Origin of the sequence: Phaeobacter gallaeciensis DSM 26640, from assembly GCF_000511385.1 — a bacterium.
Classification (GTDB): domain Bacteria; phylum Pseudomonadota; class Alphaproteobacteria; order Rhodobacterales; family Rhodobacteraceae; genus Phaeobacter; species Phaeobacter gallaeciensis.
Genome location: NC_023137.1, coordinates 76,749 through 89,445 on the forward strand (window position 1 = coordinate 76,749; position 12,697 = coordinate 89,445).

10 protein-coding genes are annotated in these 12,697 nt (G+C 61.2%); 4 read left to right on the forward strand and 6 right to left on the reverse strand.

Translation table 11 applies throughout. The features are described from left to right. Nucleotide 1 precedes the first annotated feature (1 nt). Genes GAL_RS00315 through GAL_RS00325 form a run of 3 tightly spaced genes read right to left on the reverse strand, consistent with a single transcriptional unit; the run spans nucleotide 2 to nucleotide 4,835 of the window. Nucleotides 2-2,920 (reverse strand): DUF4159 domain-containing protein, encoded by a 2,919-nt coding sequence (locus GAL_RS00315; protein ID WP_024095618.1) that lies wholly within the window; start codon nucleotides 2,918-2,920, stop codon nucleotides 2-4. Beyond that, nucleotides 2,917-3,831, reverse strand: coding sequence for a DUF58 domain-containing protein (locus GAL_RS00320; RefSeq protein WP_024095619.1), 915 nt, complete (start codon nucleotides 3,829-3,831; stop codon nucleotides 2,917-2,919). The genes GAL_RS00315 and GAL_RS00320 overlap by 4 nt, the downstream gene beginning before the upstream one ends. Next, nucleotides 3,828-4,835, reverse strand: a complete 1,008-nt coding sequence (locus tag GAL_RS00325; protein ID WP_024095620.1) for an AAA family ATPase — start codon at nucleotides 4,833-4,835, stop codon at nucleotides 3,828-3,830. Before GAL_RS00325 ends, GAL_RS00320 begins: the two co-directional genes overlap by 4 nt. A gap of 64 nt (nucleotides 4,836-4,899) precedes the next feature. Between GAL_RS00325 and GAL_RS00330 the strand changes: the two genes are divergently transcribed. From GAL_RS00330 to GAL_RS00340, 3 genes are all read left to right on the forward strand, one after another. Continuing rightward, nucleotides 4,900-5,517, forward strand: a complete 618-nt coding sequence (locus tag GAL_RS00330; protein WP_174888024.1) for a DUF1285 domain-containing protein — start codon at nucleotides 4,900-4,902, stop codon at nucleotides 5,515-5,517. Between the two features lie 276 nt (nucleotides 5,518-5,793). Further along, a complete protein-coding gene (locus tag GAL_RS00335) occupies nucleotides 5,794-6,546 on the forward strand; it encodes a hydroxypyruvate isomerase family protein (protein WP_024095622.1) in 753 nt (250 codons plus the stop codon). Nucleotides 6,547-6,695: 149 nt separating this feature from the next. Next, entirely contained in the window at nucleotides 6,696-6,965 is a 270-nt protein-coding gene (locus GAL_RS00340; RefSeq protein WP_024095623.1) for a DUF2798 domain-containing protein, read from the forward strand. Between the two features lie 209 nt (nucleotides 6,966-7,174). Here the strand turns inward: GAL_RS00340 and polA are convergent, their stop codons facing one another. Then, on the reverse strand, nucleotides 7,175-9,988 hold the full coding sequence (polA, locus tag GAL_RS00345) for a DNA polymerase I (RefSeq protein ID WP_024095624.1): 2,814 nt from the start codon (nucleotides 9,986-9,988) through the stop codon (nucleotides 7,175-7,177). Between polA and GAL_RS00350 the strand changes: the two genes are divergently transcribed. Continuing rightward, on the forward strand, nucleotides 9,987-10,217 hold the full coding sequence (locus tag GAL_RS00350) for a hypothetical protein (protein WP_040104268.1): 231 nt from the start codon (nucleotides 9,987-9,989) through the stop codon (nucleotides 10,215-10,217). The genes polA and GAL_RS00350 overlap by 2 nt on opposite strands. Here the strand turns inward: GAL_RS00350 and GAL_RS00355 are convergent. Both GAL_RS00355 and GAL_RS00360 read right to left on the reverse strand, forming a co-directional pair. Next, the gene (locus GAL_RS00355; RefSeq protein WP_024095625.1) at nucleotides 10,214-12,268 is read right to left on the reverse strand and encodes a bifunctional diguanylate cyclase/phosphodiesterase; all 2,055 of its coding nucleotides are present in this window, start codon (nucleotides 12,266-12,268) and stop codon (nucleotides 10,214-10,216) included. The two genes, GAL_RS00350 and GAL_RS00355, sit on opposite strands and share 4 nt — an antisense overlap. A 210-nt stretch (nucleotides 12,269-12,478) precedes the next feature. After that, entirely contained in the window at nucleotides 12,479-12,661 is a 183-nt protein-coding gene (locus GAL_RS00360) for a zinc-finger domain-containing protein (protein WP_024095626.1), read from the reverse strand. Nucleotides 12,662-12,697: the final 36 nt, after the last annotated feature.

A 12,697-nucleotide genomic window follows, 5' to 3' on the forward strand; every position in this document is an offset into this window, starting at 1 on the left:
ATCATTGCCCCAACCGATCAAGCAGCGCTGGAACATGCACCTGGTCGGATTTGTAGTTCCCGGTCAGCACATGCATCACCAGATTGACACCAAAACGGTAGGCCAGTTCGCGCTGACGCTCGCCCGCATAACCACGCCCAACCGGCAGCAAGGGGCGGCCATTGTCGTCCACTGCCCAGGCGGCGGCCCAATCGTTACCGCCGATCACAACCGGTGTCACACCGTCATTGAGATTGCGAAACGGGATGCCCTCGACCTGTTGCGCGTCAGCGGGGGCGGCTTCGACCCAGACGGCGCCGCGGCTGTATCGCCCGGGAAAATCCTGCAGCAGATAGAACGCGCGCGTCAGCACATGGTCAGCGGGCAGTGGTTCCAGCGGTGGTACATCCAGCCGCAGGGCGAGCTGTTGCAGACGGCGCCCGGCGGGGCTGCTGGCACCGGCGCGGGTCAGATCGGCATCGCGGGTATCAAAGAGTATCATGCCCCCGGTGCGCAGATAGGTGTTGAGCCGGTCATAGGCTGCGCCCGAGGGCATCGCCTGATTGGCGGTCACCGGCCAGTAGAGCAGCGGATAGAAGGCCAGCTCGTCGCGCTCCAGATCAACAGAGGCGGGTGGGGCAGGCTCGACCGAAGTGCGGAAGCGCAGCGTGTTTGACAGGCCTTGCAGCCCGTCGCGGGCCAGCTGATCGACCTGCGGATTGCCGGTCAGTACATGGGCCAATGTCAGCTCGGCTGCCCGCTCTGCCGCCAAGGCATCGGCTGCGGGATCAGACGCGGAGGAGGGGGCCGCCTCCTCAATCGTAGTGGCGTTGCCTTGGGCGTGGCTGCGCATGTCATGACCGGGGGTGATGACCCAGACAGAGGTGGCCAACAGCACCAGAGAGGTCAGGTTGCGGGTGGTGTTCGCGGAGGTCCGGGGCGGGCGCGACAGAAGTCCGGAAAGCAACAGGGAAGCGAGCACATCAAGGGCGAGTAGAAGAAGGGCGAAGCTGATCAGCAGGCCGCCCAGCGGGCGTTCGGGCGTGGCCCCATAGCCGTTGACAGGGACGTTGAGGGGCCACTGCGCCGGAGTCAGCTGATCCTCTGTGCGGATCACATTGCGGGCGATTCTCCGGTCGCCGTTTTGATAAAGCCCCGGTTGCAGCTCAGGTCCGGCAGGGGCGGCGATCAGGTCCGGCCCGGCCACGCCGGGGAGCGCATCGGCATCGGAGAGCGCGCCAAAACCGTCCAGCACCTGAAGCGGCGCCCATGTGGTGCCGTCCAGGTCCACGGCCTCTGCCGGTTTGGAGCCTGAGGAAATCGCCAGCCGCTCCATCATTTGCACAAACAGGCCGGAGAGCGGCAGGCTGCTCCATTCCGCGTTTGCGGTTACGTGAAACAATACGATCTGGCCATTGCCCAGCGGCTTGCGGGTGACCAGCGGTGTGCCGTCGGAGAGTTCCGCAATCACCCGTTCTGCCAGCGAGGGGTCGGGCTGGGCGACCACTTGCGAACTGACGGTGACGTCAGGGGGAATGCTCAGCCCGAAAAACGGAGAGTCTTCGGCGAAGGGAGCGAGGGTTTTTGGCTCACCCCAGCTCATGGCGCCGCCGATGCTGCGGCCCCCTATTCGCAGGCGGACAGGCAGCAGCGGTTCCTCATCGGTGCGCGCGGTATCGCTGGCAGCGAGGCGGGGGCCAGCAAAACGCAGCAGCAGCCCGCCCTCATTGACCCAATCCACGACCGCAGTCTCCTGATCGGGGGGCAGGCGGGCGGTATCTGCAAGGACAATCACGTCGGGATTGGCGGGCAGAAGATCGCTTAGTCCACCCTCAAGCAAATCAGCGGTCGGAGCCAGCGCCTTGCGCAGATAGTGCAGAGGCGAGAGGAGGGCGAGACCTTCGTTGCCACTTTGGGCAGAGATCAGTGCCACTTCGCGACGGCGCAGCCCGTCATCGGCAAGCGATACAGCCCCGGCGCTGTTTTGGCCCTGCAGCTCAAACAACCGGATGCGCGCGCGCAGCTCTGCGGGCAGCGACAGGCGGGCGGTGGCTTCGCTGCCGTCGGCGGAGGTGCTGTCCGGATCGGCGAAATCCACGGTCACCGAGCCGAGGGTGCGCATGGTGCCGCCCGGGTCTGGCCCCTTGGCAAGGACGGTTACGGTTTGATCCGCACCTGCGCCAAGGGATGTTGTCACCGCCCCGTCACCTGAGGTGGCCTGCGGGCTGCTACGGACGACGGTAATCTCCATGGCACCATCCACGTAGACAACCGGGCGCAGTGCCAGCCGGGGGCTGGCATGTTCATAGACGGTTAGCCTGCCGCGCTGGCGCAGCGCCGCCAGCAGATCGTCACGGCCAGCATACTCCAGACCGTCGCTGAACCAGAGGCTGTCAAATCCACCTTCAATGGCATCTATCTGGGTCCCGGCGCGCGCCAGTTGCTCCGGCGTTGGTTGCCATGCTTGCGGGGCCTCACCTATGATCTGACGACGCCAGCTTGCCGCGCTTTGGAACTGAGGCGGCTGAGGAGCGGTCAGGCGCAGCACGGCAACAGGGCGATCAGCGCGTCCGGCCTCAGCCAGAAGATGGTCGATTTCCTCTCGGGTGCGGTCCCAGTCCGGGGCACCGGCCCAGCTGCCGTCCAACACCACCAGCAACGGGCCGCGCCCGGTCGGGGTCGTGGTAGGGTTCAGAACCGGGCCAGCCAGTCCGATGATGGCGGCGGCTACGGCCAGAAGGCGCAGCAACAAAAGCCACCATGGGGTGCGATCCGACAGGCTGTCATCGTCGCGCAGACCCAGCAGAAGGGTGACCGCCGGAAACAGGCGTTTGCGCGGGGCAGGAGGCACCGCCCGCAACAGCAGCCACAACAGGGGCAGCGCCAGAAGCGCCAGCAGCAGCCAGGGGGCCGTAAAGCCGATGCCGGCAATGGTCGTCATGAGCCGCTTCTTTCCATGGCGTGAAACAGCCACATCAGGGCCGCCTGCGCGCTGTCACCTGTGTGATGCGTGCCCAGACGCCAGCCCGCCGCGCGGCACAGGTGGTCCAGCGCGTCGCGCCGTTCGGCAAGCCGATCAAGGTAGCGCTGTTTGAGGGCGCCGGCCTTCAGCGTTTCATGGCGCAGCCCGCCGCCGACGCTTTCGAAGATGGTGCGCCCGTCGAAGGGAAACTCTTCCTCCGCCGGGTCAAGCACCTGCATCAGCACGCCATGGACGCCACGGTCTGCAGCCTTGGCCAGCGCCTGTTCCAGCGGTGCGAAGGGGCCCAGAAAATCGGAGAGAAACAGCACCCGCGCGTGGGGCAGCATGGCGCGATCTTCCGGCGGGGTATAGTCGCCGTCGTCATCTAGGCTGAGTGCGTCGGCCAAGCGCAGAACCTGAGCATTGCCGCGTCGAGGTGGCAGGCGGCCGCCGGTGAGGCCAACACGTTCCCCTGCTCTTAACATCATCACGGAGGCGGCCAGTCCGAGCAGTCGGGCGCGGTCAATTTTTTGCGGCAGCGCCGGGGTGGAGGCAAAGCGCATGGATGCCCCCTGGTCGACCCAGAGGTGCACCGTCTGAGCGATCTGCCACTCCCGTTCACGAACGAACTGCTGATCCCCCTTGGCGGACCGGCGGTGATCAATCATGCGGCGGCTGTCCCCGGCCTGCACAGGTCGGTATTGCCAGAAATCATCGCCCATGCCGGCACGACGGCGGCCGTGTTCGCCCAGAAGCACGGACCCGGCCAGCTGCTGCGCCCGAACCAGAAGCGGCGGGAAGCGACTGGCCGCAGTTTCTGCGCGGTGGCGCAGGGCCGCTGAGGTGCTGCCAGCGGTTTCGCCTGGCTGAGGGGCGCGCGCCTGTGTCACGCGGCGACGCCGGGTCGTGCCATGGTCTCGGCTGTAGTGGTGATTAGATCAGTCAGGCTTTCGCCGCGGGCGCGGGCAGCGAAGTTCAGCGCCATCCGATGGCTGAGCACGGGCTGTGCCATATCCAGCACATCATCTGCATTGGGGGCGAGACGCCCCTGTAGCAGCGCGCGGGCGCGTACGGCCAGCATCAGCGCCTGTGCTGCCCGTGGCCCGGGACCCCAGGCAACGGTCTGTTGCACCTGTTCAGAGGCGCTTGGGTCATCCGGGCGGAAGGCTCGGACCAGATCGAGGATCATCTCCACAATGCTATCTCCCACGGGCATCCGGCGCAGAAGGTATTGTGCGGCGATCAGCTCATCCGCGGTGAAGACCTGATGCGCGCTCCCCTCGTCTATGCCGGTGGTTGCCAGCAAGATGTCACGCTCCGTTTCGCGTGTGGGATAGGGCACATCAATCTGGAACAGGAAGCGGTCCAGCTGCGCCTCTGGCAGAGGATAGGTGCCTTCCTGCTCAATCGGGTTCTGGGTGGCCAGCACATGAAAGGGCGTACCCAGAGGGCGGTCGGCACCGGCGACGGTCACCATCCGCTCTTGCATTGCCTGCAGCAGCGCAGATTGTGTGCGGGGACTGGCGCGGTTGATTTCATCTGCCATCAGCAATTGGCAAAAGACCGGCCCTGGCAGAAACCGAAAGGCACGGCTGCCGTCCTTGGCGGTATCCAACACCTCGGATCCCAGAATATCGGCGGGCATCAGATCCGGGGTGAACTGCACCCGGTTTCCTGCAAGCCCCATGACCGTAGATAGGGTTTCCACCAGCCGGGTCTTGCCCAGTCCGGGCAGACCGATCAGCAGCCCGTGGCCCCCGCACAGCAGCGTGCTCAGTGTCAGATCGACCACACGCTCCTGACCGATAAAGCGCCGGGTGATAGAGGACCTGGCCTGTGTCAGCTTGTCTTCAAGCGCTTCAATCTCGGCCAGCAGATCGTCGGGTTCGGACATGACTTTCCCTTCACGGCGAATATATAGTGATACTGTATCGCGTTGACAGAAAATGGCAAAAGCAATGAGCGGACAAAATCCCGTGACTTCCGGCAGCAACACCCCTGAAACAGGATCAGAGCCCCCCAGCGCCGAGGGGCTGGCGGCTGCGGCCAAGACGGCGAGCAAAGGCGGTCTGCCGCCAGTACATCTGTGGAATCCACCGTTCTGCGGGGATCTGGATATGCGGATTGCCCGCGATGGCACCTGGTTCTACCTCGGCACGCCAATCGGACGCTTTGAACTGGTGAAGCTGTTTTCCTCCATTCTGAAGCTGGAAGATGGCAAGTATTTCCTTGTTACGCCTGTCGAAAAGGTTGGCATCACGGTGGAGGATGCTCCCTTTGTCGCGGTCGATTTCGAAGTGGGCGGCACGGATGAGGCACAGGTGCTGCGGTTTGAAACTCATGTTGGCGACAGAGTTGAGGCCGGGCCTGCGCATAAAATCCGCGTGGTGCGGGATGAAGAGACAGGTGAGCCAGCACCTTATGTGATGGTGCGGGCTGGTCTGGAGGCGCTGATTGATCGCAAGAGCTTTTACCGGCTGGTGGATCTGGGGTGTCACCGGGACGGATGGTTTGGCCTGTGGTCCGGCGGTGCGTTCTTCGGCATCATCCCATCGGATGAGCTGCCGGACGACTGAACCCGATCCAGATCTTAGCGTCGTCGGCAGAGCGCTGCTGGTCGCAGGGTGATGCGGCGGGAAGCCGCTGATCCAGTTGAGTGTATTGTAAAATTAGCGAAAATTCTCGCGAAAACCTGCTCAAAATCGGTGGAGATCTGAGGCAGATTGAGGCGGTGTGATACTGGACGGATCAATGGGAACCTGGCGGGGGCTGGGCTGTGCCATTGAGGTGACGCCGTTCGGCACATGTCTATTTGGCCGCCAATCGGGGGTGGCTCCAAAGGAGGTTTTCCAATGCCGAAATTTGCGGCCAATATTTCATTGCTGTTTGCAGAATTGCCCTATCTGGATCGGTTTCCTGCAGCCGCGCGGGCCGGGTTTGAAGCGGTGGAAATCCTGTTTCCCTATGAGCTGGCTGCGAAAGAGACCCAGCGGGCCTTGTTGGCCAATGGGTTGGAACTGCTGCTGATCAACGCACCGCCCCCCAACTATACCGGCGGGATGCCGGGCTATGCGGCGCTACCGATGGGGTCGGATCGGTTTCAACGCGACATCAGGCGGGTGTTGCGCTACGCGGAGGTGCTGCGGCCCGGTATGATCCATATCATGGCTGGTTACGCCAAAGGCGATGTGGCCAAAGATACGCTGATCCGCAATCTGCAATGGGCCGCTGATTATGCGCCGGGACAGCAATTCACCATTGAGCCACTGAACAGCGGTGATCAGCCGGGGTATTTTCTGGATGACTACAATCTCGCGGTTGAAGTGCTGGAGGCCGTGGACCGCAAGAACGTCGGTCTGCAATATGATGCCTATCATGCGCAGCTGATCCATGGGGATGCGGTCAAGGTCTGGGAGGCCTTTGGCGACCGTGCAGCCCATGTTCAGATCGGAGCTGCTCCCGGACGCTGCGAGCCAGGAACCGGACCGGTGGATTTCGAACAGCTCTTCGCGGCGATTGACGAAAGCGGCTATGAGGGCTGGGTCAGCGCCGAATACACCCCAAGTACCAAACGGACAGAAGACAGTCTGGCCTGGATGGGCTGACAGAGGTCGCATCTGATCTTGCCAATTGTCATGACGGATCGCCTGGCTGCGGCCAAAGGTCCGGTTGCCGTGTCATAACACATTCGCGAATTGAAATGTGATTGATCGCAGGGCATAAGGCGGCATTCGATCTAAGATTGGAGACCACCATGTTCCCTGCGCGATTCGCCCCTGTCCTGTTTGGCCTGATCCTATCGGGGGTCATGTCCTGCATTGTGACGGGGGTTGCCACGCTGAAAGCGGTTGGCCTGAGCGCAGAGGCGCCGGGGCTCTGGATGTCAGCCTGGAGTTTCGGCTGGCCGGTGGCATTCGTCGTTGTGCTGGGGGTGGCGCCTGCGGTGCGCCGATTGGTGGCCTGGATGGTGAAGCCGCCTGCGGAAACACCCTGCCCCGCAGGACCGCCCAGCGTAAAAGACTAGCACCGCAGTCCAAGGGGCACGCGCCTCCCGCCCGTCATCTCGGCATCAAAGATGCCGGTCTTCCCGTTGGGTCAGGCGCCATGCCGAGGCATGGCGCGTTGTGGCTTCGCCCGATGGTTGGCGTTGCCCGGTCAGGCCTGGATTATTCCGCTTCCGCCCCGGTCAAAAGGGGCGGAAGCCAGTCTAGCCGGTGCGAGGGGGCAGGCTGCTTAGTGGGCCTCTGCCCAGTTTTGCCCTCTGCCGGCATCTACCACCAGTTTCACGTCCAGATGAACCGCCGGATCTGCCGCGGTTTCCATCACGTGACGGGCGGTTTCGATTGTCTCATCAACCGCGTCTTCCGGCACCTCGAACAGAAGTTCGTCGTGAACCTGCAGTAGCATCCGTGCAGGCAGATGAGCGATAGCAGCAGGCATTCGGATCATCGCGCGGCGGATCACATCGGCTGCGGTGCCCTGGATCGGCGCATTGATTGCGGCGCGTTTGGCAAAGCCGGCGCGCGGTCCCTTGGCAGAGATCTCCGGCGTGTGGATCTTGCGCCCGAACAGGGTTTGCACATGGCCGTGCTCCTTGGCGAAGGCAACGGTTTCATCCATATAGCGGCGAATGCCGGGGAACCGTTCAAAATAGCGGTCGATGAAGCCCTGCGCCTCGGCTCGCGGGATGCGCAGGTTGCGGGCCAGACCAAAGCCGGAAATGCCATAAATCACGCCAAAGTTGATCGCTTTGGCCTGTCGGCGAATGTCCGGTGTCATCTCCTCCAGCGGAACGTTGAACATCTCTGACGCGGTGAGGGCGTGGATATCCTGCCCCTCGGCAAAGGCCTGTTTGAGGGTATCAATCCCGGCGACATGGGCCAGGATACGCAATTCAATCTGGCTGTAGTCCAGCGCCAGAAGCACATTGCCGTCCTCCGGAACAAAGGCCTCGCGGATGCGGCGCCCTTCCTCGGAGCGGATGGGGATATTCTGCAGGTTGGGATCGGTTGAGGCGAGGCGCCCGGTGTTGGCCCCGGTCTGCACATAAGAGGTGTGAACGCGCCCGGTTTCGGCGTTGATATGATCCTGAAGCGCGTCGGTATAGGTCGATTTCAGCTTGCTCAGCTGGCGCCAGTCCAGCACCAGACCCGGTAAGGTGTGTTCGGTGGCGAGATCCTCAAGAATATCCGCCCCGGTGGCATAAGCACCGGTCTTGCCCTTCTTGCCCCCCTCCATGCCGAGCTTGTCAAACAGAATTTCTCCCAGCTGTTTGGGGGATCCGACATTGAAGGTTTGACCGGCCAGCTCGTGTATTTCGGCCTCCAGCCCAGCCATTTTCTGGGCAAAAGCGTTGGACATGCGCGACAGCGTATCGCGATCTACCTTGATACCTTCGCGCTCCATCCGGGCAAGCACGGGCACCAGCGGGCGTTCCAGCGTCTCGTAGACCGTGGTGACGCCCGCCTGATGCAGCTGCGGTTTGAACAGCTGCCACAAACGCAGGGTGATATCGGCGTCCTCAGCGGCATAGGCCACGGCATCGTCGATCGGCACGCGGTCAAAGGTGATTGCGGATTTTCCGGTGCCCAGCAGCGGTTTGATCGGGATCGGCGTGTGGTTCAGATAACGTTCCGACAGTGTGTCCATGCCGTGCCCGTGCTGGCCTGCGTACATCGCATAGGACATCAGCATCGTGTCATCGATTGGCGCCACATTGATGCCCCGGCGGGCAAAAATCTTGGCGTCGTATTTCATATTCTGGCCGATCTTGAGGATACTATCGTCCTCAAGCACGGGCTTTAGCAGATCGAGTGCGTCCTGCAGCGGCATCTGACCGTCTACCAGATCGTCAGAACCGAAGAGATCATCGCTGCTGCCGGATTTATGGGTGAGCGGAATGTAACAGGCGCGGCCCGGTTCCACGCAGAGTGAGATGCCCACAAGATCCACCACCATCTCGTCAAAGCCAGTGGTTTCCGTATCCACCGCCACCCAGCCGCGTTCGCGAATCTGGGTCACCCATTTTTTCAGCGCCTCGGCGTCACGGACGCATTCATAGCTGCCGCTGTCGAAGGGCATATCCGCCACGGTCGGCGTCTCGGCGGTGTCGGTGCTTTGCGCAGGGGCGTCGACAATGGCTGGCGCCTCTTTGCCCAATTGATCGGCGACACGCTTGGACAGCGTGCGAAATTCCATCTCAGCAAGAAAGTGGAGCAGCTGGTCTGCATCGGGGTCGCGCACGCCCAGATCATCCAATGTGAAATCCAGCTCCATATTGTTGTCCAGCTGGACGAGCTGCTTTGACAGTTCGATCTGCGCGCGGTTCTCGATCAGGGTTTGGCGGCGCTTGGGCTGTTTGATCTCCTCGGCGCGGTTGAGCAGGTCCTCCAGCGAACCGTATTCGTTGATCAGCAGCGCGGCTGTCTTGATCCCGATCCCCGGCGCGCCGGGCACGTTGTCGACCGAGTCGCCAGCAAGCGCCTGGACATCCACCACACGGTCCGGACCGACACCGAATTTCTCGAAGACACCATCGCTGTCGATGCGTTTGTTCTTCATCGCGTCCAGCATTTCGACACCACCGCCGACCAGCTGCATCAGATCCTTGTCAGAGGAAATAATTGTCACCCGGCCGCCTGCATCGCGGGCCTGGCAGGCAAGCGTGGCGATAATATCGTCGGCCTCGAACCCTTCCTGTTCCTTGCAGGCAATATTGAAGGCCTCGGTGGCGGTACGGGTTAGAGGAATCTGCGGGCGCAGATCCTCGGGCATGGCTTCGCGGTTGGCCTTGTATTGATCGTAAAGATCATTGCGGAAGGTGTGCGATCCCTTGTCGAAGATCACCGCAACATGGGTTGGCGCGTCCGGGCCGGTGTTGCCTTCAACATAGCGGTGCAACATGTTGCAAAAACCCGCCACAGCACCGATGGGCAGCCCGTCGGATTTGCGGGTGAGGGGCGGCAACGCGTGATAGGCGCGAAAGATGAAGGCCGATCCGTCGATCAGATGCAGATGGCAGCCGGTGCCAAAAGGGGTGGTTGTCATGGCCGATGCTCCGGTGTTTCGCGTCGTCCCCGTTATCGGTGATCGCGCGAGCGAGAGCAATTGCCGTTTCACCCCTTTGCGTGACGGCGCCAAGGGGATGCGGACAGTCCGCTGTTGTTCGCCGGTGCGGCTGCTGATGATTCCGCTGCCGTGTCTGATGTCGTGGGCCAGCAAGCAAAGTCGTGAGAAAGCGGATGCTTTGGCGATCAATCTCAGATCAGGGACTTAAGCGGTTTTCTTTTTTTGCTGATTTGCTTGCACGACTGCGCGCATTTCGTCGCGGCTCATTGGCTTGCCGAAATAGTACCCTTGAACCGAAGAACAATTTTCCATGCGTAGGAACTGCAGTTCGTCTTCGACTTCGACACCTTCGGCCAGAACAGGGATGTTCAACGCAGCACCGAGCAGCAGGGTCGAGCGTACGATTGCAGCCCGCTGGGCGTCGATGTGCACGTTCTGAACGAAGCTCTGATCGATCTTGATCTTGTCGAAGGGAAATGTTTGCAGCATCGCGAGTGAAGAATAGCCGGTGCCAAAATCATCCATGGCAATGCGCAGACCCATGGTTTTGAGTTGCTGCATGACCTTCAGCGTATGGACCTGATCATCGATGATGCTGGCCTCTGTGATTTCCAGTTCGAGCCGGTCGGCCGACAGGCCGGTTTCCAGCAGGATGTCTGAGACACGTTCGACAAAGGAGGGTTGCATCAACTGCTGCGGAGCGACATTGACGGCAATGTTGAAACTCCCCGGCCAACTGCTGGCTTCCTGACAGGCCGTGCGCAGAACCCAGAGGCCGATCTCGCGGATCAATCCCGTCTCTTCAGCGATCGGGATGAAGGTATCGGGCGAAACGCGCCCCTTTGCGGGGTGATTCCAACGCAGCAGAACCTCAAAGCCGACGGGTGCCAGCGAGCTGAGATCGTTCTGTAGTTGATACACCAGTTCAAACTGATCGCCTGCGATACAGGCTTGCCGGAGATCGTTGACCAGTTCCAGACGCTCGCGGTTGTGTTTCTCCATCTGGGCGTTGAACAGGCAGATATGCCGGTCGGCATCTGCTTTTGCGCGATACATAGCCACGTCCGATTTGTGTAGCAGATCGCGGATATCCCGACCGTCCTCAAGGCTGGTGGCGACGCCGATCGCGACGCCGACGATGGCGGATGTGTTGTCAAAATCCACCGGTTCCACGGTGAGCGCATGCAGCCGTTCGGCGAAGGCCAGCACCTGATCGACCCGGCGGAATCCCTGTTTAAGAGCGACAAATTCATCCCCTCCGACGCGGGCGATAAACTCATCTTTCTCCAGTACGGAGTTGAGACGGTTTGCTACCGTCGTCAGAACGGAGTCTCCAGCAGAGTGACCGTAGAGATCATTGATTTCTTTGAAAAGGTTGAGGTCTAAGGTTAGTACGGCCACGCGCTCTGTCTCGTCGCGTTCCAGCAATTCGGTCAGGCTGGCCATTTTGCGCGTCAGAGCCATCCGGTTGGGCAGGCCGGTCAGCGGGTCATGCAACGCGGCGTGCTGCAGCTGATTGCGCGCTTCGTTCTCCATGTTTGTTTCAATACTCAGTGCCGCAAAACCGATCATCAGGATGATCGCCATCGTGCCCAGCACGAACAAGCCGAGTGTCGCGTCAGAAATCACTTCCGGCGGGACGGAGTAGAGCGGGCTGAGTTGTACTGTGATGGCCGACATCCCGGTGAAATGCATGGCGCAAATCGTCAGCGTCATCAGGCCAACTGCGACAATCCAGTGCCGCCCGGTTGCATAGCGTGTCAGATATTCATAGGTCGCCACCCCCAGCGCCGCGCCGAGCAGAATTGACGAAATCAACGGTGTGGTTTGCCAGACAATTTCTCCCGGCAGCAAATACCCACTCATCCCGAGATAGTGCATGGTTGAAACGCTGAGACCGAACATTGCGCCACTAGCCGCAACCCGATAGTTGGTCGAATATGCAAATGCGTAGACGCCATTCGTCATGAGCATGCCCACCACCGCAGCCGCAAGCGACACCCCGGTCAGCAGAGGGTCATACCCATGCGCATATCCGGGGTCAAAGGCGAGCATGGCGATGAAATGTGTTGTCCACACGGTGCCGCCGCTGATCAGGCTGGTGAGCGCGAGCTGGACAAGTTTGCGCGTGCCAGCCGTCCGACCGAGGCGCTGAGTCATCTGTACCGACAAGCAGGAACCGATAACGCAGACAAGCGCAGCCAGGGCCACAAGGCCAAGGCTGTGTTCTTGCGTAATGCATTGAACGACGCTGTACATCTCAATCTCCGGTGGTAGCAGATACACTCTCTATCCTGTGCACCATCATCGTAAAGAAACAGCTACCATGCCCTGATCACGGCGGTCTCGATGCTTCAAATTCGTTACAATCAACCTGTGCTGTTGACGGTGGGCGGGAGTGTATGCGCATACGAAAAACGCCGCCAAGGCTGGCGGCGTCTTGTCAGAATAGAGAGGAGTAGCAGGCCGTTACGCTTGCCTGTCCACAGCGTCCTTATGGATGAATTTGCAATCGCAATAGGGGCATTCGACGAAGCCTTCGGCCTCGGGGATTTGCAGGTAGACCCGCGGATGTCCCAACGCACCTTCGCTGCCGTCGCAGGCGACGCGGTAGCTGTCCACGATCTTGGTTTCCGGCGCTTCGATGGTCATCTCTGGCGGTCCTCTTGGTTATCAGTTAGTGGCTTT